Here is a 24,423-nt window from a genome sequence, read left to right on the forward strand (position 1 = left end):
GGCTATCCCACCGCCTCCTCGATGCTCTCCCGCACCACCCGCACCATCCAGGCGATCTCGTCTTCGCTCACGCAATAGGGGGGCATGAGCACCACCACGTCCCCCAGGGGGCGGATGGCGAGGCCCCTCTTGCGCGCCGCGAGGATGACCCGCCGCCCCATCCGGAGCGCGGGGCCGAAGGGGGCCTTCGCCGCCTTGTCCCGGACCAGCTCGATCCCCGCCATGAAGCCCAGGCCGCGCACCTCCCCCACGTGGGGCAGATCGCGCAGGGATTCGAGCTCGCGCCACAGGCGGGCGATCTTGGGCTGGAGGGCGTCGAGCGTCCTGTCCTTCTCGAAGATGTCGAGGTTGGCGAGCGCCGCCGCGCAGCCCAGGGGGTTCCCGGTGTAGGAGTGGCCGTGGAAGAAGGTGCGGCCCTCCTCGGGCGCCCCCCGGAAGGCGTCGTAGATGGCCTCCGTGGCCAGGGTGGCGGCCAAGGGCAGGTAGCCCCCCGTGATGCCCTTGGCGAGGCACAGGATGTCGGGGGAGACGCCCGCGTGCTCACAGGCGAACATCCGCCCCGTCCGCCCGAAGCCGGTGGCCACCTCGTCCGCGATGAGGAGGACGTCCGCCCGGGTGCAGGCCTCGCGGATCCTCCGAAGGAAGCCGGGGGGCTGGACGATCATCCCCGCCGCCCCCTGCGCCATGGGCTCGAGGATGACGGCGGCCAGCTCCTCCGCGTGGGCGAGGATCGCGGCCTCCGCCTCCTCCCCCGCGCAGACGGGGCAGGGGGGCTCCGCCGCCCCGCGCGGGCAGCGGCAGCAGTAAGGAGCCTCGATGCGCAGGACGGGGAAAAGGAGGGGCCCGAAGATGTGGTGAAAAAGATCGATGCCCCCCGCGCTCACCGCCCCCAGGGTATCCCCGTGGTAGGCGAGGCCGAGGGCCATGAAGCGGCCCTTCCCGGGCCGGGGCGGGGTGCGCTGGCGCTGGTACTGGAAGGCCATCTTGAGGGCGATCTCGACGGCGGTGGCCCCGCTGTCCGAGTAGAAGACCCGGGTGAGGCCCGGGGGGGCGATGCCCGCGAGGCGCGCGGCCAGCTCGATGGGGGCCGGGTGGCCCATGCCGAGCTGGGTGGAGTGGGCGATGCGGCCGAGCTGGTCCCGCACGGCCCGGTCGAGCTCCTCCCGGCGGTGGCCGTGGAGGTTCACCCAGAGGGAGGAGACGCCGTCCAGGTAGCGGCGGCCCTCGACATCAATGAGGTATGCGCCCTCGCCCCGCTCGACGATGAGGGGCGGGTCCTCCCGCTCCCACTCGTCCGCCGGGGTGAAGGGGTGCCAGAGGTGCTTCCGGTCGAGCGCCGCCAGCCGGCGCAGGCGCTCCGGCTCGTCCATGAGGCTCAGGGGCGAAGGGCGAGGATGACGGCCTCGACCTCGTCGAAGACGAATTGGCCTCCTTCCTCGCGGGGGGCGAGCCAGTGGCGGATGGCGGGGGAGGGGTTGTCGAGGAAGGCGCGCAGCTCCCGCTTGGTCTTCTCGTCGAGGTGGGGCCGGTTGGTCCACTCGTCCAGGACCATCTTCTTCCGCACCATCTCGCAGTGAAGGACGCGCAGGCCCGCCTCCTCCATCATCTCGATCAGAACGGGGGTCGGGTCGCAGCGGTTGTGGCTGGGGTCGCGGACCTTCTCGAAGTGGTTGTAGGCGGCCGCCTCGCGGGGTTCCTCGGGCGCCACGTTGTCCACGTAGACGAGCTTCCCGCCCCGCTTGAGCACCCGCGCCGCCTCGCGCAGGAACCCCCGCACGTCGGCGAAGTGGTGGGGGGCGATGCGCACCGAGAGGTAGTCCAGGGCGCTGTCCCGGACCCCCAGGTTCTCCGAGTCGGCCCGGAGGAAGCGGACGTTCGCGGCCTTCTTCTCGCCGGCCAGCTTGCGGGCCGAGTCGAGCATCCCCTGGGTCAGGTCGCTCGCGATCACCTTGCGGCAGCCCTCGGCCATCTTGAACGCGGTGTGGCCCGCCCCGGTGGCCACGTCGAGGAGGACGCCGCCCTGCGGGTTCAGCACCTCGAAGGCGCGGGTGAGGGAATTGCTCCGCGCGTGGGGCACGCTGGTGATGTAGTAGTCCGAGTCGCGGTTGTAGATGCGCTGGACGGCCTCGCGCTGCGCCTTGGAGCTGTCCATGGGTCCTCCGTCCGAGGGCATGCAGGAAACGGGAAGGAGGATAGCCCGAAGGGAGCGGGGCCTCAAGGGGGCGCGGGAAGGGAAAAGGATGCCGGGAATTCGTAGGGGCGTATTGCAATACGCCCCTACGGTACGGCCAACCCTATTTTATCTCGTCCGCAGCACCGCCCGCGCCGGGGCGCCGTCGCGGCCCTCGAACAGGGGGGCAGGGCGATGAGCTCGTAGTCCCCGGGCTCCGCCTGGGAGAGGTCGAGGCCCTCGAGCAGCACCACCCCCTTGGGGAGGAGGAGATGGTGGACAGGGGCGCCCGGGGCGCCCTTGCCGTCCACCGAGAGGGAGTCCACCCCCAGGAGGCGCATCCCGGCCTCGAGGAGCGCCTCGGCCGCCCCGGGCGTCATGTGGCAGAAGCCGGGGTCGAAGGGCTTCTCCCACCAGCGGGCGTCGGAGTTGCGCGTTCGGATGAGGAAACGCGCCGCGCCCGAGAGGTCGTGGCGGCGCAGCTCCTCCGCCGTCACCTCGTGAGGGTGCTCGATGCGGATGACCCGGGCCGGGCCGATGAGGACGCCGAGGGGCAGGGCCTCGACCCCGCCCGCCCCTTCGAGGAAGTGCATGGGGGCGTCCAGGTGGGTGCCGGTGTGGAGGCCGAGGGAGGCCTCGCTCACGTTGTTCTTATCCCCCGCGGCGAAGGACTGCGTGAAGCGCAGGCGGGGCTTGGGATCGCCCGGCCAGACGGGCATCCCCTCGCGGATGGGGACGCTCAGGTCGATGATGCGCATGGGGGTTCTCCCGGGTCCGGAGGGAGACGGCGCGGGCAGGGTATCAAAACCCCCCGCGCAGGAGCCAGCGCAGGGGGGCCAGGGTGATCTCGGGGAGGTAGGTGATCAGGGCCAGGGCGAGGAGCCGCCACCACAGGAAGGGCACGGACGCCCGCCACACCTCGGTCAAGGAGACGCGGAAGCGGTTGGCCGCGATGAAGAGGTTGAGGCCGACGGGAGGCGTCGTGTAGCCGATCTCGAGGTTCGCCAGGAAGATGACGGCCAGGTGGACGGGGTGGACGCCGAAGTCTCGCGCGATGGGGAGGATGAGAGGCGTCACCACCACGATGGCCGAGAAGATGTCCATCATGCAGCCCACGGCCAGGAGGAAGAGGTTCAGGGCCAGGAGGAAGACCCAGCGGTTCACGATGAGCGCCTTCATCGCCGCGAGGAGCTTCTGGGGCACCTGCTGATCCACCAGGTAGTTCGTGAGCCCGAGCGCGGCGCCCAGGATGACCAGGATCACCCCGACCAGGATCATGCTCTCGCGGGCGATGCGCGGCACGTCCCGCCAGAGGTCCAGGTCGCGGTAGACGAAGACCTCGGCGGCGAGGACGTAGAAGGCGGTCACCGCCGCCGCCTCGGCCGCCGTGTAGAAGCCCCCGTAGATGCCGCCCAGGATGAGGACCGGCAGCGGCAGCTCCCAGGCCGACTCCCGCAGCGCGCGCGCGAGGGCCGGGGCGGAGAAGGGGGTGCGCGGGGCGGCGCGCCCACCGGTCCGCATGCTGTAGACGGCCAGGATGACCAGCAGGAGGAGGCCCGGCGCGATTCCCGCCAGGAAGAGGTGGTCGATGTTCACCTGGGCCACCACCCCGTAGAGGATGAGGGGCAGGCTCGGCGCGAAGAGGAGCCCCAGCCCTCCGCTCGAGGTGACGAGCCCCAGCGAGAATCGCTGCGGGTAGCCGTCCCGCAGGAGGGAGGCGTACAGCAGCCCTCCCAGCGCCACGATGGTCGCCCCCGAGGCCCCCGTGAAGGCGGTGAAGAAGGCGCAGGTGGCGAGCGTCACTGCCGCGAGCCCGCCCGGCATCCAGCCCAGAGCGGCGCGCGCGAGATGGGTCAGCCGCTGGGGGGTGCGGGCCTCGGCCATGAGGTAGCCCGCGAAGGTGAAGAAGGGGATGGCCAGGAGCGCCGGGGCGTCCGTCATCCGGTAGAGCTCGATGACGACCGCCGCCGCGCTCACCCCCTCCGAGGCGAAGCCCAGGAGGGCGGCCGCCCCGATGACGGCGAAGAGCGGCGCGCCCAGCAGGGCCGCGCCCGCCAGGAGGAGGACGGCCAGCGCCGTCATGGACGCGGCGCCGGAGGGCCGGCCGGGGTCCTGGGCGGCCGGCCCCAGGCGGCCGCCGCCAGGAAGCGCAGCGCCATGAGCAGAAATCCCAGCGGGAGGATGGATTGCAGCGCCCAGGCGGGGATGGCGCCCGCGATCCGGCTCGCCGCGCTCCATTCCTCGGCCACGAACAGGAGCGAGGCCCGCGCCAGGAGGAGGCAGGCACCCCCCGCGAAGAGATCGGCGAGCCGCCGCGCCCGGCGGTCCCAGGGCGGGGCGATCAGGCGCGAGAGGATGTCGATCTCGATGTGGCGGCTCTCCCCCCGCGACGCGAGCGAGGCGCCGGCGAGCCCCAGCCAGAGCATCCCTTGGCGCAGGAGGAGGTCGGCCGCGAAGAGGCCCGACTGGAAGGCGTTGCGGAGGATGACCTGGAGGAAGCCCCCCCCCACCATCGCGAGAAGGAGGACGGCCAGGAAGGCGCCCTCGAAGCGGGCGAGGCCCCGGTCGAACCTCTCCCACCCCCGGCGGATCGGGGAGGCGCCGGGGCCGGGCATCGGCTCAGCGGGGGGAGCGCGCTTCGGCCAGGGCCTTGCGCGCGCGCGCGAGGAGATCGGCGGGGATGAGGGAGCCGGCGAGCTTCTTCTCCGCCTCTCGCCCGATGCGCCGGAACTCCTCCAGCTCGGCGGCGGAGGGAGGCTCGCTGATCAGGAGGCCCCTCTTGCGCATGGCCTCCACCGCGCGCCCGTTCTCGTCCCGGGTGCGGCGGCGGAGCTCCTCCATCTGCTCCCGGGTCTTCTCGATCAGGAGGCGACGGTGCTCCGCCGGGAGGCGCTGGAAGGCCTCCTCCCGCACCACGACGGCCCCCGTCACGTTCGCCATGGGGACCGGGCTCATGTACTTGACCTTGGTGAACCACTGGAGGGCCACCGCCCCCAGGGGGTTGACGTACACCGTGTCGATGAGGCCCGTCTGGAGCGAGGTGAGCACGTCCGTCACGCTCAGGGGGATGGGCCGCACCCCCAGCGCCTCGAAATAGGCCCGGGCGAGCGGGTCTCCCTCCCACATCCACACCTTCCGGCGCCGCAGGTCCGCCCGGCTCCGGATGGGGGCCTGGGAGAAGAAGTGCGCGAAGCCCACCTCAGACCAGCCGAGGAGGACGAAGCCCTTCTCCCGGAAGGCGTCCTCGTACCACCCGGAGAGCGCGCGGCGGACGGCGTCCGCCTCGCCGTAGTCCCGGAAGAGGAAGGGCAGCTCCATGAGGCGCACCGCCGGGAGGATCTCCCCCAGCCCCACCCCCGTGAAGCCCGCCGCGTGGAGCTGGCCCACCCGGATCTTCCGCACCACGTCCTTCTCGTTGCCGGAGACCCCTCCCGGATAGATGCGGAAGCGCACCGCGCCGTCCGTGGCCTGGCGCATGTCCCTGTCGAGGGCGCGCATGACCTCCATCCAGGTGGTGCCCTCGGGGGCGAGGCTCGCGAACTTGATCTCCGTCGCGGCGGCGGCGGGAGAGGCCCAAAGGAGAAGGGCCAGCGCGATGGCGGCCCGGAGAAGGCGCGGGATTGGGAATGTCATTCCGAGCGGCGCAGCCGCGAGGAATCTGCTTTTCGGTTCAAAAGCAGATTCCTCCCTCCGCTCCGCTCCGGCCGGAATGACAACTTGAAATTCCGGAGATTGAACCAATGGAGTCACGAGAAAAATTCCTCCGCCTTTTTCAGCAGCGACTTCGCCCGCTCCCGGGCCAGCGCGTTGGCCAGGGCCTGCTCGGGCAGAAGGCCCCGGGGCGCGGCCTCCACCTCCCGGAGCAGCCTCTCGAAGAGCGCGCGGTCCTGCGCCTGGACGGCGTAATGCCGCGCCATGAGCACCTTGGCCATGAGGAAGCGCCCCTTCGAGGCGGCGAGGGCGCGCTCGAAGTGATGCTTGGCCTTGGCGGGGTCCCCGCCCAGCAGCGCCGGACGGCCGCCGTAGTAGAGCCCGAAGAACAGATGGGGCCCGCCGTGGAAGTACGTGGGGTCGAGGGCGAGGGCCCGCTCCATCATGGCCGCGACGCGGGAGAGATCGGCCAGCGCCTCGGGGTCGGTGCGGTTCAGGTTGATCCAGCCGCTCCAGCAGTAGGCTGTCCAGAAAAGGAGCGGGAGGTCGTCCCCTCCCAGCCGGGCCAGGGCCTCCTTCTGCGCGGCGGCGTCCCCTTGGAAAAGCCCCGCCATCCCCGGCCGCGCCCGGAGCGCCGCCGCGCCGTGGCTCCGCCCCCGGCGGTAGAACTCTCCCGCCCGCGCGGGCTCGGCCTCCTCCAGGAAGCCGAAGGCGTAGCTGCCGTAGGCCTGTGCCGCGGCGCGGCGCAGGCCGTCGTTCCCGGGGTCGGAGCGCAGCAAGCCGTCGATCATGACGAAGAGGGTGGGTCCGGCCCCGCGCGCCTGGACGGGGTCCGTCTCGGCGTGCATGGCGGCGATCATATCGTCCACCACCAGGCCCGTGGCCCGGGCCACCGCCTGCCTCGGCGCGCAGCCAGCCAGCGCCGCCAGGAGCGCCGGGAGGAGGAGAAGGCGGGGCAGGATGAGGAGGAGGCGCGCGCGTCTCATGGCCCGCGATTATGCCACACGCCGCCGGGAGGCTCGACGCGCCGGGATGTTCCAGTTTTGATCGCCCGGGCGCCTCATGCGTCCCGGTAGGGCCGAACGCGCTCCTCGTTGAGCTCGAGCCCGAGGCCGGGCTTCTCGGGGATGCGCATGATGCCCTTCTGGGGGACGGGGGGATCCTTGAAGAGCATGGCGCCCAGGCCGGCGGGCTCGAGGTGGTACTCCATCCGCCAGCCGTTCGAGACCGCCCCCGCCAGGTGCATGTTGAGGTGGGGCCAGCCGTGGGTGGCGATGGGGAGGTTGAAGGCCTGGGCGAGGTGGGCCACCTTCACCCCCTCGGTGTAGCCCCCGACGAAGACCACGTCCGGCTGGGCGATGTCCACGGCGCCGCTCGCGATGAGGTCCCGGTGGCGCCAGCGCATGCCCTCCTGCTGGCCGGCGGCGATGGGGATGGTGGTCGAGGCCTTGAGGGCCAGGAGGTCCTTCACGTCGTTCCCCGCGACGGGCTCCTCGAACCAACGGACATCGTATGGCTCGCACAGGCGGGCCAAATCCTTCGCCTGCATGAGGCTGAAGAGGTGGTTGGCGTCCATCATGATCTCGACGCCTTCGCCCACGGCCTCCCGCACCTCCTGCACGCGGGCGGCGTCCTCGGGGATGTTCCGGGAGCCGTCCACGCACACCTTCATCTTGAGCTTGTCCCAGCTGTCGCGGACGAGGCCGGCGGCGAGCTCGGCCAGGTCTTTCCGGCTGTACTCGAGCATCCCGAAGGTGCAGTAGGCCGTCACCTCGCCCGAGTGGTTCCCCAGGAGCTTGTAGACGGGCTGGCCGAGCGCCTTGCCCTTGATGTCCCAGAGCGCGATGTCCACGGCGCTCAGGGCCGCCGTCCATACCCCGGTCATGCGGCGCTGGTTGAACTTCCAGAACATCTGATCCCAAAGGCGCTCGGTGGCGAGGGGGTCCTTCCCGGCCAGCCAGGGGCCGAGCTCGCGGCGGATGTTCTCCCGGCAGGCGAAGCGGTTGACCCGGTGGGTGGCCCCGATCCCGGTGATGCCCGCGTCGGTGTGGACGCGGCAGACGACGCAGTCCGACTTCTCCGGCTCCGGGAAGCGGGGGAGCTCGACCGGCACGACGTAGGAGTCCGCCTCGACGTGGGTGATCTTCATGTCGTCCTCTCTGGGGGTCTGGCCGTGCTGGCCGTGAACTCTAAATAAACAGGTTGCTCTTATTGAGCGGCACTCGAGAGAAGCAAGCTGCCCGGGCGGCTCCGGCTCCCCCTCCCTCCGGGAGGTCGGGCCCGCATGGGCCCGAGGGGGGAGGGAAGGCCCAGAGCGCTCCCCCGCCCCGGCCCTCCCCCGGTGGGGGAGGGAGGATGGCTGCCGCATTTGCGGCGTGAACAATACGCGTGGATTCCATACTTAGCTGTACGTCACCACGCTCCGGGCCACTTCCCCGCGCAGGAGCGCCCCGTAAGCCTCGTTGATCTGCTCGATGGGCCAGGAGCGGGTCAGCAGATCATCCAGGTTGAGCTTGCCCGCCATGTAGAGGTCGATGAGGCGCGGGACCTCGAGGCGGGGGCTAGAGGAGCCGTAGAGGGAGCCGATGAGGCGCTTCTCCTCCGTCACGAGCGGCACGGGGTTGATGGAGATGACGGATTTTGAGTCGGCGATCCCCACCACCACCGCCGCGCCCCCCGTGCGGAGGCAACGGAAGGCGGTGGCCATCACCTCGGCCACCCCGATCATCTCGAAGGCGTAGTGAACGCCCTTCCCCCCGGTGATCTCCTTGATGCGCTCGACCGGGTTCTCGTCCGAGGAGTTGACGGTGTGGGTCGCCCCGAACTTCCGGGCGTAGTCGAGCTTCCCCTGCATGATGTCCACCGCGATGATGGGCTCGGCCCCCACCAGCCTGGCTCCCTGGATGGCGTTCAGGCCCACGCCCCCCGCCCCGAAGACGGCCACGCTCTCCCCGGGCCGCACCTTGGCCCCGTTGATCACGGCGCCCACCCCGGTGATGACGGCGCAGCTCACCACGGCGGCCTTCTCCAGCGGCATGTCGTCGCGGATCTTGAGCACCGAGCGCTCGGACATGACCGAGTGGGAGCTGAAGGTCGAGACCCCGAGCCAGTGGTGGACCCGCTCGCGGCCCTTCTTGAAGCGGGTGGTGCCGTCCGAGAGGACGCCCCCGGCCCGCATCTGCGCCCCGTGGCCGCAGGTGGCCGGCCGGCCCGAGAGGCAGGGCTCGCAGGCGCCGCAGGAATAGCGCCAGACCGAGACCACGTGATCCCCGGGCTTGACCGAGGTGACGCCCGCGCCCACCTCCTCCACCACGCCCGCCCCCTCGTGGCCGAGGATGATGGGGGTGGGGGCGGGGATGATGCCAACCATCACATGGTGGTCGCTGTGGCACACCCCGGCCGCGGCGTAGCGCACGAGCACCTCGCCCGCGCGCGGGCCCTCGACCTCGATGCTCTCCACCGCGAGGGGCTTTCCGACCTCGTACAGGATAGCCGCTTTCATGGCATAGTCTCCTTTTTCCCGCCCGCGCTCAGCACGGCTGGGGCAGCCCCGCGAGCTCCGCGATGGCCGAGTCGATGGCCTCCTGGGGGAGCTCGTAGTCCTGGAGGTTCCCCGAGAGGTAGGCGGCGTAGGAGGCCATGTCGAAGTGGCCGTGGCCGCTCAGGTTGAAGAGGATGACGCGCTCGCGGCCTTCCTCCTTCGCCCGCTCCGCCTCCGCCTCCGCGACCGCGGCGCGGATGGCGTGGGAGGTTTCGGGGGCGGGGAGGATGCCCTCGGTCCGGGCGAAGAGGAGCGCCGCCTCGAAGCACTCCCGCTGGCGGTGGGCCACGGCCTCGATGACGCCGTCCCTGAGGAGCTGGCAGACGAGGGGGGCGTCCCCGTGGTAGCGGAGGCCCCCCGCGTGGATGCCGGGGGGGATGAAGGAGTGCCCCAGGGTGTGCATCGGGAGGAGGGGGGTGAGCCGGGCCGTGTCCCCGAAGTCGTAGGCGAAGCGCCCCCGGGTGAGGGTGGGGCAGGCGGCGGGCTCGGCGGCGATGATGCGCATCTCCTTGCCCGCGATCTTCTCCGCCGCGAAGGGGAAGGCCAGCCCGGCGAAGTTGCTCCCGCCCCCGCAGCAGGCGATGACGGCGTCGGGGCCCTTCTCCCCGGCCAGGGCGAGCTGCTTTTGGGTCTCCAGGCCGATGACGGTCTGGTGGAGCATGACGTGGTTGAGGACGCTCCCCAGGGCGTACTTCGTGTCCTCGCGGGAGGCGGCGTCCTCCACCGCCTCGCTGATGGCGATGCCGAGGCTGCCGGGGGAGTCGGGCGTGGCGGCGCGGATGCCCCGGCCGGCCTGGGTCTCCTCGCTCGGGCTGGGGATCACCCGGGCGCCCCAGGACTCGATCAGCGCCTTGCGGTAGGGCTTCTGCTCGTAGCTCACCCGCACCATGTAGACCTGGCAGGCGAGCCCGAAGAGGCTCGTTGCGAAGGCCAGGGCGCTCCCCCACTGGCCCGCCCCGGTTTCGGTGGCCAGGCGCTTCACCCTCGCCTGCTTATTGTACCAGGCCTGGGGGACGGCGGTGTTGGGTTTGTGGCTCCCGGCCGGGCTCACGCTCTCGTTCTTGTAGTAGATGCGGGCCGGGGTGCCGAGGGCTCGCTCCAGCCGCCGGGCGCGGTGGAGGGGGGTGGGGCGCCACAGCGCGTAGGCCTCGATGATGGGTTCGGGGATGTCGATCCACCGCTCCCGGCTCACCTCCTGCTCGATGAGGCTCATGGGGAAGAGGGGGGCCAGGGCGTCGGGGCCGATGGGCTGGCCGGTCCCAGGGTGGAGCGGGGGGAGGAGCGGGGTCGGCATGTCGGCCGCGACGTTGTACCAGCGGCGGGGGATCTCGGATTCGGGCAAGAGGTAGCGCGTGGGCTCCATGGTCTTCCTTCACAGGGGAACGCCCGGGGGGGCAGGCCCCATTATGCCATTCCCATCCCGCCGTTTGACACCCGCTTCCTTCGCGGTAAGATCGGGGGCGCAGGACCCGCTAGGGGTGTTTTGGCTGAGAGCCCTGGAACCAGGGCAACCCTTAGAACCTGATCTGGGTAATGCCAGCGAAGGGAAGCGGGCCGGGATCGGGCGGAGGGAAAGTCCCCTCCGGCATCTTGGGCCGCTTTCCTTCCGGGAAGCGGCTTTTTTGCTGGCCGCCGAGGGCGTGGCGGATGCGCATCCGGGTGAACGGGGAGGAGAAGGAGGTGGCGGGAGGGCTGACGGTATCGGCCCTGCTGGAGTCCCTGGACCTCCCGCCCACGGGCATCGCCGTCGCCCTCAACATGGAAGTGGTCCGGCGCAGCGACTATGCGGCCGTCGCGCTGTCGGAGGGGGATGAGGTCGAGATCGTCCGGGCGGTGGGCGGGGGCTGAGCCCCGCCGGCGCCCGCATGCAGGCGAGGAGAGAGCGTCATGTCGAGCACCTGGCAGGTCGGAAGCCACACCTTCACGTCCCGGCTCATCGTGGGCTCGGGCAAGTACCCCAACTTCGCCGTCATGCGGGACGCCCTCGATGCGGCCGGCGCCGAGATGGTGACGGTGGCCATCCGCCGGGTGGACCTGAGCGACCGCAGCGAGAAGGGCTTCTGGGCCTTCTTCGACCAGAAGAAGCACACCATGCTCCCCAACACGGCCGGCTGCTACGACGTGAAGAGCGCGGTCACCACCGCCCGGCTCGCGCGCGAGGTGACGGGCTCGGACCTCATCAAGGTGGAGGTGATCGGGGACGAGAAGACCCTCTTCCCGGACAACGAGGGGCTGCTCGATGCCTGCAAGATCCTCCTCAAGGACGGCTTCACCGTGCTGCCCTACTGCATCGACGACCCCGTCATCTGCAGGAAGCTCGAGGACATGGGCTGCCACGCCGTCATGCCCCTGGCCGCCCCCATCGGCTCGGGCCTGGGCATCCGCAACCCCTATAATCTGCGGATCATCCTGGAGCAGTGCTCCGTCCCCGTCATCGTGGACGCGGGGGTGGGCACGGCCTCGGACGCGGCGGTGGCCCTGGAGCTGGGCGCGGCGGCCGTCCTCATGCAGACGGCCATCGCGGGGGCGGACGACCCGGTCAAGATGGCCCGCGCCATGCGCCTGGCCGTCGAGGCCGGCAGGCTCGCCTTCGAGGCGGGACGCATCCCGATGAAGCTCTACGCCACCGCCTCGAGCCCCTTGACCGGGGTGATCGGGAGCTAGAATCAACATATGTGCGCTTGCGGCTTTGGCAAGCCGGTGGAAGATCACCTCTTCCTCCTCTCCCGGCAGGAGGGGCGCCAAGGTTGTCATTCTGAGCGACCGGAGGGAGCGAAGAATCTGCTTTTCGGAACAAGAAGCAGATTCTTCACTTCGCTTCGCTCCGTTCAAAATGATGGCCTTTTGCCGAGGCTGTTTGGATCTGTCCTCAGTGCGCATTGCCCGCTTCGGCTTCTCCGCTAGGCCCGCCGATGGCTGAGCGCCTCGATCTCGATTCCCTCTACCTCATCACGGACCGGAGCGTCCCCCTCGCGGGGGACCTCCTGGGCGCGCTCGGCGCGGCGCTCCGGGGCGGGGTGCGCCTCGTGCAGTTCCGGGAGAAGGACCTCCCGCCGCGCGCCCGCTGGGAGCTCGGCGAGAAGGTGATGCGGCTGGCGGAGGGCTGCGGCGCCTCCGTCGTCGTGAACGGCGACCCGGCCCTCGCCCTGGCCCTCGGGGCGGTGGGGGTGCACCTGGGGAAGGACACCCTCCCCGTCCGCGCGGTGCGCGAGCGGGTGGGCTGGCGCGGCCTCCTCGGCTACTCCGCCCACAGCGGCGCTGAGGCCGCCCGGGCCTTCGCCGAGGGGGCGGATTTCGTCACCCTGAGCCCGGTCTTCCCGACCCGGAGCAAGGCGGCCCAGGGGCCCGCGCTGGGGCTGGAGGGCTTCCGCGCCCAGGCGGAGGGCCTCCCGGGGCCGGTCTACGCCCTGGGCGGGGTGGGGCCCGGGAACGCCGCGGGCTGCCTCCGGGCCGGGGCGCACGGGGTGGCCCTCATCGGCGCCATCCTGGCCGCCCCCGACCCGGCCGCGGCGGCGGCGGCGCTGCGGGAGGCGCTGGCGCAGCGGGGGTGACTCCCCCCTCCAAGCCCCGCGCGCTCTTGAGAAATCTTCGTGATTCCCCAACAATGGGGCATACATTCCGGCTCCTCCGGCACGAGGTGCCCCTGAAGGAGGGAGAAATCCGCATGGCCCAGCCGACGCAGAACATCAGCACCCTTCTCCAGGAGAACCGCGTCTATAAGCCCCCCAAGGAGTTCTCCAGCCAGGCCCACATCAAGTCCATGGCCGCCTACAGAAGGCTCTACGAGGAGTCGATCAAGAGCCCGGCCAAGTTCTGGGGGCGCCACGCCGAGCAGTTCCATTGGTACAAGAAGTGGAAGAAGGTGCTGGAGTGGAAGGAGCCCCACGCCCAGTGGTTCGCCGGCGGGACGACGAACATCTCCTACAACTGCCTGGACCGCCACCTCGCCACCTGGCGCAAGAACAAGGCCGCCCTCGTCTGGGAGGGCGAGCCGGGCGACTCGCGCGTCCTCACCTACCAGGACCTCCACCGCGAGGTCTCGAAGTTCGCCAACGCGATGAAGAGCCTGGGCATCGGCAAGGGCGACCGGGTCATCATCTACCTGCCGCAGACGCCCGAGGCGGCGATCGCCATGCTGGCCTGCGCGCGCATCGGCGCCCCCCACAGCGTGGTGTTCGCGGGCTTCAGCGCCAACTCCCTGCGCGACCGCATCCAGGACACCGAGGCGAAGGCGGTCATCACCGCGGACGGGGGCTGGCGGCGGGGCAACGTCGTCCCCTTGAAGCTGAACGCGGACGAGGCCATCGAGGGGTGCCCCTCGGTCAAGACCGTCGTCGTCTTGAAGCGCACCAACACCCAGGTGCGCTTCCAGGAAGGGCGGGACCACTGGTGGCAGGACATCATGGCGGACGCCTCTCCCGACTGCCCCGCCGAGGAGCTCGACGCCGAGCATCCCCTCTACATCCTCTACACGAGCGGAACGACCGGGAAGCCCAAGGGGATCGTCCACACCACGGGCGGCTACATGGTGGGCACCTGGCTCACCACCAGGTGCGTCTTCGACGTGAAGGACGAGGACACCTTCTGGTGCACCGCCGACATCGGCTGGGTGACGGGGCACAGCTACATCATCTACGGCCCCCTCCTGAACGGCGCCACATCGGTCATGTACGAGGGCGCCCCGAACCACCCCGGGCCGGGCCGCTTCTGGGACATCGTCCAGAAGTACCGGGTCAACATCTTCTACACCGCCCCCACCGCCATCCGCGCCTTCATGAAGTGGGGGGAGGAGCACCCCAAGCAGCGCGACCTCTCCTCCCTGCGCCTCCTCGGCACGGTGGGCGAGCCCATCAACCCCGAGGCCTGGATGTGGTACCGCCGCGTCATCGGCGGCGAGCGGTGCCCCATCGTGGACACCTGGTGGCAGACCGAGACGGGCACCATCCTGATCACGCCCCTGCCCGGCGCCATCCCCACCAAGCCGGGGACGGCCACGCTGCCCTTCTTCGGGGTGGTGCCGGACGTAGTCACCAAGGAAGGGAAGTCGGTGGGCCCCGAGGCGGGCGGGTTCCTCGTCATCAGGCGCCCCTGGCCCGCCATGCTCCGGACCCTGTGGCGTGACGACGAGCGCTACCGGAAGCAGTACTGGGGCGAGATCAAGGGTTGCTACTTCACCGGCGATGGCGCCCGCCGCGACAAGGACGGCTACTTCTGGATCATGGGCCGGGTGGACGACGTCATCAACGTGGCCGGCCACCGGCTGGGCACCATGGAGATCGAGAGCGCCCTGGTGGCGAACCCTCGCGTGGCCGAGGCCGCGGTGGTGGGCATTCCCCACGAGCTGAAGGGCCAGGGCATCGCCGCCTTCGTGACGCTCAAGGGCGCGAACGCCAAGAACGTCGCCCTCGAGCAGGAGCTCAAGGACTGGGTGGTGAAGGAGATCGGCGCCATCGCCCGGCCCGACGTGCTGCGCTTCACCGACGCCCTGCCCAAGACCCGCAGCGGCAAGATCATGCGCCGCCTCCTGCGCGACATCGCCTCGGGCTCGGGCCAGGTGGGCGACACCACCACCCTCGAGGACATCTCCGTCCTGCAGTCCCTCCAGCAGTACCAGGACGAGTAGGGGATTTCCGCGAAAAGAGGGGGGGCGGCCCTCCTGCGGGAGGCCGAAGCCGCCCGCCACGGGGAATCGAAGCCCTTCGGAGGGCGAAGGCCCTCCGGGGCCCCCCTTTTTCGCCGATTTCCGCTTGGCCCCGCCCCAAAGTTTGGTAGGATGCCGGGAGTCCCGGCGGCGCCGGGAAAGCGAACTGCCCTGGAGGACGGGCTCATCATCCGGTTCATCGGCGAGAAAGAGGACTTGAACGGGTCCTTCCCCCGCCTCGCCACCTGGGGGGAGGAGCGGCTGGCCGGGAACGTCGCCTACTGCCCGGAGGGCGGCTTCTTCGTGAACCTGGCGGGCGACTACAACTACATCGAGGCCGCCTACTACGTCTCCCAGGACATCGAGGCCGAGGGCCGCCCCGTCCACCCGACCTGCCAGGAGATGCTCGACGCATACGTCCCCCCCCTCTTCCTGGAGAAGGCCCGGCTGGCCGGGCTCCCCGTCCCCAACTACTACGTCACCAACGATTTCTTCGAACCTCCCGTCATCGTGGACACCATCAACCCCTTCATGTACCGCCAGATGGTGGTGCTGAAGGAGGGGATGCAGCGGCGGGTGGCCAAGTCCCTCACCCGGAACTTCACCTACGCCATCTGCTGCCAGGAGCTGCCCGAGAGGGCGAAGGTGGCCTACTTCCGCTGCGTGATGGGCGAGTGCGGCGCCGGCCGCTTCCGCGAGGCGGCCCGCCGGTTCTGGGAGGCCTTCCGGCTGCCCCTCGCCGAGGTCCGGGTCATCCTCGCGCCGGGGGGCGAGATCCTCCTGAGCGGGGTGGACCCGCTCCCCTGGAAGAAGCTCACCCCCCGGGAGCGGGCCCGGCTCAACCGGCGGGTGCAATGGCCCGGATAGGCGTCTTCATCGAGCGCTACACGGTGCAGAAATCCGAGGAGATGGGGGCCCTCCTCCGCCTGGGGCACGCCGCCGAGCGCCTGGGCCACCGGCTGGACGTCCTCTTCCGGTCGGACATGTACAAGATCCCGGAATACGACGCCCTCTTCATCCGCGCCCTGACAGACCCGCTGAACGCCTCCTTCGTCGCCGCCCGCCTCGCCGAGATGCACGGCCTGAGGGTGATCGACGACCCCGGGTCCATCCTCGTCTGCTGCGACAAGGTGAACATGTACCGCCGCGTCCAGGCGGCGGGCGTCGCCATGCCGGACACCGTCTTCCTGGACGCGCCCGACGTGAACCTCGAGTCCGCCGCCGAGGTGCTCGCCCGGCTCGGCTCCCCCGCCGTCCTCAAGGCGCCCAACTCGAGCTTCTCCCGCTTCGTGGACAAGGTGGAGACCCCCGGGCAGTTCGTCCGCGTGGGCAAGCGCTTCCTCCGGCGGGCCGACCGCCTCGTGGCCCAGCGCTTCGTCGCCTCCGAGTACGACTGGCGGGTGGGGGTGCTGGCCGGGGAGCCCCTCTACGTCTGCCGCTACATGATCCCCAAGCGGCGCTGGAAGGTGCTCACCTACATGCCCTCGGGCCGGGCGGTCTTCGGCGAGGTGCGGGGGCTTCCGGTCGCCCAGGCGAACCCCCTCCTCGTGGACACCGCCCTGCGGGCCGCCGCCGCCATCGGCAAGGGCCTCTACGGCGTGGACCTCAAGCAGGTGGGGGACGAATACTTCGTCATCGAGGTGAACGACAACCCCACCATCGCGGCCGGCGAGGAGGACCAGAAGGCGCCCGGCCTCTACGAGCGCATCGTCCGCTACCTGGCCCGGGAGTGGGGCTAGGATGGCCCCGAAATTCTCGGTGCGGCCCGCGGGCCCCGGGGACCTGGACGCCCTCGAGCGCCTGGAGAGGGCCGGCTTCCGCCCGGAGGACGCCTTCAGCCGGGCCCAGCTCCGCCGCCTCCTGGCCGGCAACGCCGCCGCCTTCCTCGCCGAGTCCACCCAAGGGGCCAAGCGCCCCGTGGGCTCGGCCGTCGTCCTCTGGCGGCGGGGCTCCCCCTCGGCCCGCCTCTATACCATCGCCGCCGACCCCGCCTTCCAGGGCAAGGGGGCGGGGAGCCTCCTCCTCGAAGCCTGCGAGCGCGCCGCCGCGGAGAAGGGCTGCGCCCAGATGCGGCTCGAGGTGCGCCAGAGCAACCGCCGGGCCATCGCCTTCTACGAGCGGCGCGGCTACCGCGCCGTCGAGACCCTGCCCGGCTACTACCCCGGCGGCGAGGCCGGCCTGCGCATGGCCAAGGACCTGGGCCCGTCCTCCTCCGCCGAAGCGGCCGCCCCCGCGCGCCGCGGCGCCGCGGCGCGCGGAGGCCCGAAGGCGGGTGCGAGTTCCGGTAAGCCGGGCGCCCCGGCCGGAGCCGGAGGGGACGGCCCCCGGCTCGACCTGCCCTACTACGCCCAGACCCTCGGCTTCACCTGCGGCCCCGCCTGCCTGATGATGGCCATGCGGCACTTCGACCCCAAGCTCCGCCTCGACCGCACCCTGGAGCTCGTCCTCTGGAAGGAGGCCACCACCGTCTTCATGACGGCCGGCCTGGGCGGCTGCGAGCCCTTCGGCCTCGCCGTGGCCGCCGGGCGCCGGGGTTACCGGGCCGAGGTGCTCGTCCCGGGCCGGGGCGTTCCCTTCCTCGGCTCGGTCCGCACCGAGGACAAGAAGGAGGTGGTGCGCCTCGTCCACCGGCAGATGAAGGCCGAGGCGGAATCCCTGGGGACGGCCGTCCGCTACCGCGGCTTTGGCTCCGCCGACATCGCCCGGGCGCTGCGCGGGGGCGCCGTGCCCATCGTCCTCGTCAGCGCCCACCGGCTCCACGGCTTCAGGGTGCCGCACTGGGTGGTGGTCACCGGCTTCGACGGGCGGAACATCTACCTGCACGACCCCTACGAACGCCACTACCGGCCCCACCCCCGGCGGGCCCGCCACCTCCGGGTGAGCGCCGGGGAGTTCGAGCGGATGACGCGCTGGGGCAAGGACTCCCTCCGCAGCGCCGTCCTCATCCGCCCCGCCCCCCGCGCGCGTAAAAATAAGCCTGAATATCCCTGAACATCCCTGAATACCCCTGAAAGAGCCTGAAACCCTCACCCGCCCGCACGATCACCGGCGCCAATTCGCCTTCCGCTTTTATTGGGGAACTACCCGGTATTAACGGCGACTATCCGGAACTTTCCCGCCGCCGGAGCCCCGCCGCCGCCCTTTCTCTCCATTCCCGACACCTCCCTCCGCGCGGGCGCGGCTCGCCCGCCTCTGGCAATCTAGGCCCTGCGGGAGAAAATCCATTTACCGCAAATCGCGGCAATTTCGCGCACGGTCATGGATGGGAGGGATTTTTTGGGGGAATCCGAATCCATTGAGGATGGAGGAGGTGCCGGTTGGTTCGTAGGGGCGTATTGCAATACGCCCCTACAGGCCGGGTGGCGGTCCCCACCATGGCGCCCAGGAATTTCGCGCGGAGGTCCGCGGCCATGCGGTCTTCCCTGCAAAGAGGCGGCGCAGAATGGAGGGGCGCTCCCCCGGCCTCCCTACCGGAAGGTGTTCGTCACCTTCCCGTTGGTGCCCACGATGTTGATGCGCGGGGAATCCGCCGCGGTGATGCCCACGGCCATGCGGACGTTCCCGTTCTTGTCGCGGAAGTCGATGTGGGCCGCCCCCGTGTTCCCGAGGCTGTAGACGCTGCGGAACTTGCCCGCGGCGTCGCGCAGGAAGAGCCCCACGGAGCCCTCCTTGGTCACGAGCAGGGCGGCGCGCTCCTTTCCCGCGGCATTCACGAGGTAGATCTCCTCGGCCACGATCCGCCTCGGGCCTTGGGCGACGGCCCCGCTCAGGAAGAAGGAGGCGGCGAGGAGGACCATCAAGGCGCCCATGCGCTTGAACCACCGGTTCTGCCGCTCCATCCGTGCCACGCGCTCCTCCAGGGACATCGACGCCTCCTTCGCTGGTGTGAACCCGCCGGAGCCGCTCCGGCCGGGGAATTCCCTCACCCCCGCCTCGCGGGCTTCTTGGCCCCGCGGAGCATCTCCTTGGCGTGCTGGCGGGCGGCCCGGGTGATCTCGAGGCCGGCCCCCATGCGGGCGATCTCCTCGACGCGCGCCTCGCCGTCGAGGGGCCGGATGGAGGCCGTGGTGCGCCCCTTGGCGACGTGCTTCTCGATGCCGAAGTGCCGGTCCGCGAGGCTCGCCACCTGGGCCAGGTGGGTGATGACGAGCACCTGGTGATCGCGGGAGACCTCCAGGAGCTTGCGGCCCACCACCTCGGCCACCGCCCCCCCGATGCCCGCGTCCACCTCGTCGAAGATGAGGGTGGGGATGAGGTCTCCGCGCCGCAGCACCGACTCGAGCGCCAGCATGAGGCGGGAGAGCTCCCCGCCCGAGGCCACCCGCGCCAGGGGCCGGGGGGGCTCCCCGGGGTTGGGGGAGAAGAAGAACTCGCCCTCGTCGGCCCCGTCCGCGCGCAGGCGCACCCTCCGGCCCCCGATCTCCAGGAAGCTCTCCGGGTCTTCCGCGTGCGCGAGGTTCGTTTGGAAGACCGCGCCCGGGAGGCCCAGCTCGGCCAGGCCCGCGCCCATGCGCTTGTCGAGGGTCCTGGCCGCCTTGCGGCGCGCCTCGGAGACGTGCCGGGCCAGCCCGCCCGCCTCGGCCCGGAGCCGGTCCCGCCCGGCGAGGAGGCGCTCCCCGCCCGCTTCGTCCGAGAGCGAGGCCAGCTCGTCTTTCGCCCGGGCGAGGAAGCCGAGGCACTCGGCCTCGTCCGCCCCGTACTTGCGGCGCAGCTCCCGGAGGAGCCCCCGCCGGGCCTCGAGCGCCTCGAGGCGCGCCGGGTCGCCCTCGGCCCCCCCGGCGTAGGCCCGGAGCCCCTCCGAGAGGGATTCCACCTGGGCGAGGAGGGAGGCCGTGTCCTCTTGCCACTTGGCCCGGCCGGGGTCCAGCTCGGCGAGGCGCCCCAGCCCCCTTTGGATCTCCCCCAGGCGCTCGAAGACCGAGCCCTCCGCCTCGTAGAGCCGCTGGTGGAGCTCCCCGGCGAGGGTCCCCAGGCGCTCCGCGTTGCGCAGCCGGGGGAGCTCGGCCTCGATCGCCTCCATCTCGCCGGGCGCGAGGCGGGCGGATTCCAGCTCCTCCACCTGGAAACGCAGGAGGTCCGCCCGCTGGGCCCGCTCCCGGGCGCCCCGGTCGCGCTCGGCGAGCGCGCGCTCCGTCTCGCGCAGCGCCCGCACCGTTTCGCCGAGTTTCGAGAGTTCCTCCCCCAGCCCCGCGAACTCATCCAGCAGCCCGAGGTGGGCGGAGGGCCGCAGCAGGGTCTGGTGGGCGTGCTGGCCGTGGATGTTCACCAGGCGCTCCCCCACGGCGGCGAGGGTGGCCGCGGTGCCGAGGGCGCCGTTCAGGTAGATGCGGCTGCGCCCGGCGGGGGCGACCCGGCGGCGCACGATGAGCTCCCGCTCGGGGCCCACCTCGACCCCCGCTTCCTCGAGGATTTTCTGGGCGGCGCGGCCGCCCGGGGTGTCCGGGAGGTCGAAGAGGGTCTCGACCACCGCCTCCCCGGCCCCCGCGCGGACGGTCTCGGCCCCCGCCCGGCCCCCGAGGGTGAGGTTCAGGGCCTCGAAGATGATGGACTTGCCCGCCCCGGTCTCCCCCGTCAGGGCGTTCAGGCCGGGCCCGAACTCGACTTCGAGCGCGTCGATGATGGCGAAGTTGGCGATCCGCAGGAGGCGGAGCATCCCTACCTCAGGCGCGGCCCCCGCGCGAGTCCCCGCCGCGGGGGTGGGTCTCCCAGACGAGCTTGTCCCGGAGCACCTGGAAGAAGTCCGCCCCCTCGGGCCGGACGAGGCGCACCGGGTCCGGGCTCTTGACCACCTCGAGGCGGTCGTCCGGCTGGAGCTCCACGCCCGGGAGGCCGTCCAGGGTCAAGAGGGTGTGGCGGTGCTCGGCCTCGGGGTCGCGGAAGAGCCGCACCTCGACCCGGGCGTCCCCCCCGACCACGATGGGCCGGTGGCTCAGGGTGTGGGGGCAGATGGGGTTGATGAGGATCACCTCCATCTCGGGCACGACGAGGGGGCCCCCGGCCGAGAGGGAGTAGGCGGTCGAGCCCGTCGGGGTGGCGAGGATCAAGCCGTCCCCCCGGAAGTTGCCGAGGTGGCGGCCATTCACCCGGACGGTGAACTCCACCATCCGGGCCAGCGGCCCCGAGGTGAGCACCACGTCGTTCAGCACGTCGTCGAGGGGGATGCGCTTCCCGTCCCTGAGCGCGCAGGGCCTGAGCCGCATCCTGGACTCGATGGCGAACTTGCCCTCCAGCAGGATGCGCTCGAGCGCGGGCAGGAGCTCGCTCAGGGGCACGTCCGCCATGAAGCCCAGGTGGCCCGTGTTCACCCCGAGCATGGCCGGGCCGCCGTCGCGGAGGTGGTGGGCCGTGCGGAGCATGGAGCCGTCCCCCCCGAACACGATGAGGAGGTCGGCCCCCGCGATCACCTTCTCGGTCGGGAGGTCCCCGGGCTCGCCCGCCAGCTCCGCCGCCGTCCGGTCGAGGGCCAGCTCGAAGCCCCGCTTCCGCAGCCAGGCGGCCGCCCCCGCGAGGTCGGGCGAGGCCTTCTTCGCGAAGGGCCCGGCGGCCAGGGCGATGCGGCGGAAGGGCTGGGGCAAGGCGGGGCTCCTGTCGGGGACGGGCGCTGACGGGGAAGTATCCCAAGGCCACCCGGGGGCCGCAAGGCGCGGGAGACGCCGAAGCGGAAACAATGCGAATCTTCCCCCGCCGACATGCTTGGCCCCCCTTCCACTGCTCTTGCAGTATAATCGGTTTCATCTCCAAATCGGACGCCGCTTCGGCTGCAAGGGGTACCCCCTGCCATGGAAGAAAAGCTTCCGCGCAGGCTGTCCGCCATCTTCAGTGCCGACGTGAAGGGCTACAGCCGCCTCATGGGGGATGACGAGGAGGCGACGGTCCACACCTTGACCGCTCTGCGGAGCACCAATTTCTCGATCATCAAAGCATTTGGCGGCAGGGTGGTGGACTCCCCCGGGGACAACATGCTGGTGGAGTTCCCCAGCGTGGTCGAGGCCGTGAAGTGCGCCGTGGAGATTCAAGAGCGCTTGCGGGAGGCGAACGCCGAGCTTCCCTCCAGCCGGCGGATGGAGTTCCGGATCGGGATCAACCTGGGGGACGTGATCGCCGACGGCGATCGCATCTACGGCGACGGGGTGAACATCGCCGCCCGGCTGGAGGGCCTGGCCGAGGGGGGCGGCGTCTGCGTCTCGGGCACGGTCTTCGAGCAGGTGGAGAGCAAGCTCGATCTCAAGTGGGAGTTCATGGGCGAGCAGGCGGTCAAGAACATCGCCCGTCCGGTGCGGGCATACCGGATGCGAATGGGTGACGGCGCGGGCGTTGAAAAATCCGCGGAAGGCGCCAGGCGGGACGAGCCGCCGCGCTTCTCCATCTTCGTCCTGCCCCTTCAGAACCTCTCGGGGAATCCAGACCAGGACTACTTCTCGGACGGGATCACCGAGGATTTGATCACCGACCTCTCCCGCATCTCGGGGGCCTTCGTCATCTCCCGCAGCACCTCCTTCGCCTACAAGGGCAAGGCGGTGGACGCGAAGCAGGCCGCCGCCGAGCTCGGCGTCCGCTACGTGCTGGAGGGCAGCGTGCGCCGGGCGGGGGATCAGGTGCGCGTGAACGTCCAGTTGATTGACGCTGAGACGGGCAGCCACATCTGGGCCGAGCGCTTCGACCGCGAGGTAGGGGACATCTTCGCGCTCCAGGACGAGGTGACGGGCCGGATCGCCCGGGCCCTGAACCTACAGGTCCTTGAGGCGGAGAGCCACCGGGCCCAGAAGGGGAGGCCGGAGAACCTCGACGCCGAGGATTACGCCCTGCGCGGCTGGGCGGAGCTGTGCACCAAGCCGATGAGCCCGGAGTCGAACCATGCCGCCCAAAAATATCTTGAGGAGGCTCTCCGTCTGGACCCGGATTCCGCCCGAGCGTGGACTTGCAGGTCGTTTATGTACATCCGGGCGGCCCAATTCGGCTGGCTGCCCGAGCCCCGGGCCGAGCTTCAGAAGCGCGCGGTCGAGGCGGGGGAGAAAGCGATCTCCCTGGACCCGAAGAGTGCCGAAGCCCACTACGTGTTGGGATTGCCCCTCCTATTATCGGGCCAGGGGGAGAAGGCGCTCCCTGCGTTTGAAACGGCCATCGAGATCAACCGGAACTACGCGCCCGCCTACCGAGGGGTGGGATTCAGCCTGACCCTACTGGGACGGGCGGGCGAGTCTTTCTCGTGGTTTGAGAAAGCGATGCGCCTCAGTCCCCGCGATCCTTTTTGGGCGGTCTGGTGCTGGAACATGGGGTATGCGAAGCACCTGATTGGCGAGGACAAGGAGGCGGTCGCGTGGGCGAAGCGGGCGATTGCCGCCAACCCAAAATATCCCAACTCATATTTCCTGTTGGCCTCCGCCCAGGCGTGGCTCGGCGAGGAAGAGGAGGCGAGAAAAGCCCTGGATGAAGGACGCAGGTTCATGCCCCTCTACGACACGATAGCCCTGTACCGTCCCCTCTGCGCCCTCTCTCTGAACGAAACTTTTCTGTCCCAGCTCGAGGAGCGCCACATCGCCGGCCTGCGCAAGGCCGGGATGCCGGAGGCGTAGCGCCGGGAAATTGCGCTTGAGGGACATCGCATGGCCGGGATGTTCTCGAACGCCGCCGCGTACGACGGCTACATGGGCCGCTGGAGCGCCAAGCTCGCGCCTCTCTTCCTCGACTTCGCCGGGATTCATGACGGCGGCCGGCTGCTGGATGTGGGCTGCGGCACGGGGGCGCTCTGCCGGGCGGCGGCGGAGGCCGCCCCCCGCTCGGAGGTCGTGGGCGTCGATCCGGCGCAAGCTTTCATCGAGCACGCCCGCGCGCAGTGCACGGACCCACGCATCACATATGACCTCGGCGATGCGCTGAACCTTTCTTATCCGGACGATTCCTTCGACCAATCCCTCTCCCTGCTCGTGTTCATGTTCATCCCCCAGGGGGAGAGGGCGGCGGGCGAGATGCGCCGCGTCACGCGCCCGGGAGGCGCGGTGGCGGCCTGCACCTGGGACAGCGGCGATGGGAAGATGGAGCTGGCGAGCACGTTCTGGGAGGAGGCGGTCCGGCTGGACCCGGCCGCCGAGGCGCGCCGGGCGGACAAAACCCTGCGCTACAACCGCCGGGGCGAGCTCGGCGCGTTATGGAAGGGCATCGGCCTGGAAGGCGTGGAGGAGACGGCCATCGGGATGCGGATGGAATTCGCCTCCTTCGGCGACTACTGGCTTCCCCTCCAGCGGGAGGTGGGGCCGATTGGCACCTATGCGAAGGGCTTGTCCCCCGAGGCCCGGGATGCGCTCCGGGGGGCGCTCCGTGCGCGGTTTCTCGGGGGCGGCCCCGACGGCCCCTTCACCCTCCGGGCCCGGGCCTGGGCGGCGCGGGGCACGGTGCCCGGCTGAGGGCCGGGGCGGCGGAGGA

The 24,423-nt window shown here is 70.7% G+C and carries 22 protein-coding genes and 1 riboswitch; of the genes, 9 read left to right on the forward strand and 13 right to left on the reverse strand.

Annotation, left to right across the window (positions count from 1 at the left end; translation table 11 throughout):
• Positions 1-2: 2 nt before the first annotated feature.
• From bioA to HYZ11_01005, 10 genes are all read right to left on the reverse strand, one after another.
• Positions 3-1,370: an adenosylmethionine--8-amino-7-oxononanoate transaminase gene (gene bioA, locus HYZ11_00960; protein MBI3126157.1), complete on the reverse strand. Its 1,368-nt coding sequence runs from the start codon at positions 1,368-1,370 to the stop codon at positions 3-5.
• 5 nt (positions 1,371-1,375) lie between these two features.
• Positions 1,376-2,152, reverse strand: a complete 777-nt coding sequence (locus tag HYZ11_00965; protein ID MBI3126158.1) for a methyltransferase domain-containing protein — start codon at positions 2,150-2,152, stop codon at positions 1,376-1,378.
• A gap of 125 nt (positions 2,153-2,277) precedes the next feature.
• Complete coding sequence (locus HYZ11_00970; GenBank protein MBI3126159.1) at positions 2,278-2,928, reverse strand: cyclase family protein; 651 nt, start codon at positions 2,926-2,928, stop codon at positions 2,278-2,280.
• A gap of 43 nt (positions 2,929-2,971) precedes the next feature.
• A complete protein-coding gene (locus HYZ11_00975; protein ID MBI3126160.1) occupies positions 2,972-4,252 on the reverse strand; it encodes a TRAP transporter large permease subunit in 1,281 nt (426 codons plus the stop codon).
• Positions 4,249-4,785 (reverse strand): TRAP transporter small permease subunit, encoded by a 537-nt coding sequence (locus HYZ11_00980; protein ID MBI3126161.1) that lies wholly within the window; start codon positions 4,783-4,785, stop codon positions 4,249-4,251. The genes HYZ11_00975 and HYZ11_00980 overlap by 4 nt, the downstream gene beginning before the upstream one ends.
• Positions 4,786-4,789: 4 nt before the next feature.
• Entirely contained in the window at positions 4,790-5,803 is a 1,014-nt protein-coding gene (gene dctP / locus HYZ11_00985; protein MBI3126162.1) for a TRAP transporter substrate-binding protein DctP, read from the reverse strand.
• 113 nt (positions 5,804-5,916) lie between these two features.
• The gene (locus HYZ11_00990) at positions 5,917-6,807 is read right to left on the reverse strand and encodes a hypothetical protein (protein MBI3126163.1); all 891 of its coding nucleotides are present in this window, start codon (positions 6,805-6,807) and stop codon (positions 5,917-5,919) included.
• Positions 6,808-6,881: 74 nt separating this feature from the next.
• Positions 6,882-7,970, reverse strand: a complete 1,089-nt coding sequence (locus HYZ11_00995; GenBank protein ID MBI3126164.1) for a mandelate racemase/muconate lactonizing enzyme family protein — start codon at positions 7,968-7,970, stop codon at positions 6,882-6,884.
• Positions 7,971-8,222: 252 nt separating this feature from the next.
• The gene (locus HYZ11_01000; GenBank protein ID MBI3126165.1) at positions 8,223-9,323 is read right to left on the reverse strand and encodes a Zn-dependent alcohol dehydrogenase; all 1,101 of its coding nucleotides are present in this window, start codon (positions 9,321-9,323) and stop codon (positions 8,223-8,225) included.
• Positions 9,324-9,351: 28 nt separating this feature from the next.
• A complete protein-coding gene (locus tag HYZ11_01005; protein MBI3126166.1) occupies positions 9,352-10,725 on the reverse strand; it encodes a TrpB-like pyridoxal phosphate-dependent enzyme in 1,374 nt (457 codons plus the stop codon).
• A gap of 101 nt (positions 10,726-10,826) precedes the next feature.
• Positions 10,827-10,927, forward strand: a riboswitch (TPP riboswitch).
• 82 nt (positions 10,928-11,009) lie between these two features.
• Here HYZ11_01005 and thiS point away from each other — a divergent pair.
• The 7 genes from thiS (at position 11,010) to HYZ11_01040 (ending at position 17,994) form a co-directional block, all read left to right on the forward strand.
• On the forward strand, positions 11,010-11,210 hold the full coding sequence (gene thiS / locus HYZ11_01010; GenBank protein ID MBI3126167.1) for a sulfur carrier protein ThiS: 201 nt from the start codon (positions 11,010-11,012) through the stop codon (positions 11,208-11,210).
• A gap of 39 nt (positions 11,211-11,249) precedes the next feature.
• Positions 11,250-12,026, forward strand: a complete 777-nt coding sequence (locus HYZ11_01015) for a thiazole synthase (protein MBI3126168.1) — start codon at positions 11,250-11,252, stop codon at positions 12,024-12,026.
• Positions 12,027-12,274: 248 nt separating this feature from the next.
• Positions 12,275-12,913: a thiamine phosphate synthase gene (gene thiE, locus HYZ11_01020; protein MBI3126169.1), complete on the forward strand. Its 639-nt coding sequence runs from the start codon at positions 12,275-12,277 to the stop codon at positions 12,911-12,913.
• 113 nt (positions 12,914-13,026) lie between these two features.
• Positions 13,027-14,985: an acetate--CoA ligase gene (gene acs / locus HYZ11_01025; protein ID MBI3126170.1), complete on the forward strand. Its 1,959-nt coding sequence runs from the start codon at positions 13,027-13,029 to the stop codon at positions 14,983-14,985.
• A 150-nt stretch (positions 14,986-15,135) separates the two neighbouring features.
• Positions 15,136-15,870 (forward strand): RimK-like ATPgrasp N-terminal domain-containing protein, encoded by a 735-nt coding sequence (locus HYZ11_01030; protein ID MBI3126171.1) that lies wholly within the window; start codon positions 15,136-15,138, stop codon positions 15,868-15,870.
• Entirely contained in the window at positions 15,858-16,742 is an 885-nt protein-coding gene (locus tag HYZ11_01035) for a RimK family alpha-L-glutamate ligase (GenBank protein ID MBI3126172.1), read from the forward strand. Before HYZ11_01030 ends, HYZ11_01035 begins: the two co-directional genes overlap by 13 nt.
• Before the next feature lies 1 nt (position 16,743).
• Positions 16,744-17,994 (forward strand): GNAT family N-acetyltransferase/peptidase C39 family protein, encoded by a 1,251-nt coding sequence (locus tag HYZ11_01040; protein MBI3126173.1) that lies wholly within the window; start codon positions 16,744-16,746, stop codon positions 17,992-17,994.
• A 476-nt stretch (positions 17,995-18,470) separates the two neighbouring features.
• On the opposite strand, the gene HYZ11_01045 is transcribed toward HYZ11_01040, so the two are convergent.
• Genes HYZ11_01045 through HYZ11_01055 form a run of 3 tightly spaced genes read right to left on the reverse strand, consistent with a single transcriptional unit; the run spans position 18,471 to position 21,578 of the window.
• Positions 18,471-18,869, reverse strand: coding sequence for a hypothetical protein (locus HYZ11_01045; protein ID MBI3126174.1), 399 nt, complete (start codon positions 18,867-18,869; stop codon positions 18,471-18,473).
• Positions 18,870-18,925: 56 nt separating this feature from the next.
• Positions 18,926-20,656: a DNA repair protein RecN gene (gene recN, locus HYZ11_01050; GenBank protein MBI3126175.1), complete on the reverse strand. Its 1,731-nt coding sequence runs from the start codon at positions 20,654-20,656 to the stop codon at positions 18,926-18,928.
• Between the two features lie 7 nt (positions 20,657-20,663).
• A complete protein-coding gene (locus HYZ11_01055; GenBank protein MBI3126176.1) occupies positions 20,664-21,578 on the reverse strand; it encodes an NAD(+)/NADH kinase in 915 nt (304 codons plus the stop codon).
• Positions 21,579-21,782: 204 nt separating this feature from the next.
• Between HYZ11_01055 and HYZ11_01060 the strand changes: the two genes are divergently transcribed.
• Both HYZ11_01060 and HYZ11_01065 read left to right on the forward strand, forming a co-directional pair.
• Positions 21,783-23,576 carry an adenylate/guanylate cyclase domain-containing protein gene (locus HYZ11_01060; protein MBI3126177.1) on the forward strand — a complete coding sequence of 598 codons (1,794 nt, stop codon included), beginning with the start codon at positions 21,783-21,785 and terminating at the stop codon, positions 23,574-23,576.
• 30 nt (positions 23,577-23,606) lie between these two features.
• Complete coding sequence (locus tag HYZ11_01065; GenBank protein ID MBI3126178.1) at positions 23,607-24,404, forward strand: methyltransferase domain-containing protein; 798 nt, start codon at positions 23,607-23,609, stop codon at positions 24,402-24,404.
• The last annotated feature ends 19 nt before the right edge of the window (positions 24,405-24,423 follow it).

The sequence above is a fragment of the Candidatus Tectomicrobia bacterium genome (genome assembly GCA_016192135.1).
Taxonomy (GTDB): domain Bacteria; phylum UBA8248; class UBA8248; order UBA8248; family UBA8248; genus 2-12-FULL-69-37.

Bases quoted from the DNA above. Each gene is read 5' to 3' on its own strand.
- HYZ11_01040 (MBI3126173.1), top strand. From the start codon at position 16,744: ATGGCCCCGAAATTCTCGGTGCGGCCCGCGGGCCCCGGGGACCTGGAC.
- HYZ11_00980 (MBI3126161.1), bottom strand. From the start codon at position 4,785: ATGCCCGGCCCCGGCGCCTCCCCGATCCGCCGGGGGTGGGAGAGGTTC.
- HYZ11_01005 (MBI3126166.1), bottom strand. From the start codon at position 10,725: ATGGAGCCCACGCGCTACCTCTTGCCCGAATCCGAGATCCCCCGCCGC.
- HYZ11_01065 (MBI3126178.1), top strand. From the start codon at position 23,607: ATGGCCGGGATGTTCTCGAACGCCGCCGCGTACGACGGCTACATGGGC.
- recN (MBI3126175.1), bottom strand. From the start codon at position 20,656: ATGCTCCGCCTCCTGCGGATCGCCAACTTCGCCATCATCGACGCGCTC.
- HYZ11_01035 (MBI3126172.1), top strand. From the start codon at position 15,858: ATGGCCCGGATAGGCGTCTTCATCGAGCGCTACACGGTGCAGAAATCC.
- HYZ11_00975 (MBI3126160.1), bottom strand. From the start codon at position 4,252: ATGACGGCGCTGGCCGTCCTCCTCCTGGCGGGCGCGGCCCTGCTGGGC.
- HYZ11_00965 (MBI3126158.1), bottom strand. From the start codon at position 2,152: ATGGACAGCTCCAAGGCGCAGCGCGAGGCCGTCCAGCGCATCTACAAC.
- HYZ11_01000 (MBI3126165.1), bottom strand. From the start codon at position 9,323: ATGAAAGCGGCTATCCTGTACGAGGTCGGAAAGCCCCTCGCGGTGGAG.
- thiE (MBI3126169.1), top strand. From the start codon at position 12,275: ATGGCTGAGCGCCTCGATCTCGATTCCCTCTACCTCATCACGGACCGG.
- bioA (MBI3126157.1), bottom strand. From the start codon at position 1,370: ATGGACGAGCCGGAGCGCCTGCGCCGGCTGGCGGCGCTCGACCGGAAG.
- acs (MBI3126170.1), top strand. From the start codon at position 13,027: ATGGCCCAGCCGACGCAGAACATCAGCACCCTTCTCCAGGAGAACCGC.
- HYZ11_01030 (MBI3126171.1), top strand. From the start codon at position 15,136: ATGCCGGGAGTCCCGGCGGCGCCGGGAAAGCGAACTGCCCTGGAGGAC.
- HYZ11_01045 (MBI3126174.1), bottom strand. From the start codon at position 18,869: ATGTCCCTGGAGGAGCGCGTGGCACGGATGGAGCGGCAGAACCGGTGG.
- thiS (MBI3126167.1), top strand. From the start codon at position 11,010: ATGCGCATCCGGGTGAACGGGGAGGAGAAGGAGGTGGCGGGAGGGCTG.
- HYZ11_00970 (MBI3126159.1), bottom strand. From the start codon at position 2,928: ATGCGCATCATCGACCTGAGCGTCCCCATCCGCGAGGGGATGCCCGTC.
- HYZ11_00995 (MBI3126164.1), bottom strand. From the start codon at position 7,970: ATGAAGATCACCCACGTCGAGGCGGACTCCTACGTCGTGCCGGTCGAG.
- HYZ11_01060 (MBI3126177.1), top strand. From the start codon at position 21,783: ATGGAAGAAAAGCTTCCGCGCAGGCTGTCCGCCATCTTCAGTGCCGAC.
- HYZ11_00990 (MBI3126163.1), bottom strand. From the start codon at position 6,807: ATGAGACGCGCGCGCCTCCTCCTCATCCTGCCCCGCCTTCTCCTCCTC.
- HYZ11_01015 (MBI3126168.1), top strand. From the start codon at position 11,250: ATGTCGAGCACCTGGCAGGTCGGAAGCCACACCTTCACGTCCCGGCTC.
- dctP (MBI3126162.1), bottom strand. From the start codon at position 5,803: ATGACATTCCCAATCCCGCGCCTTCTCCGGGCCGCCATCGCGCTGGCC.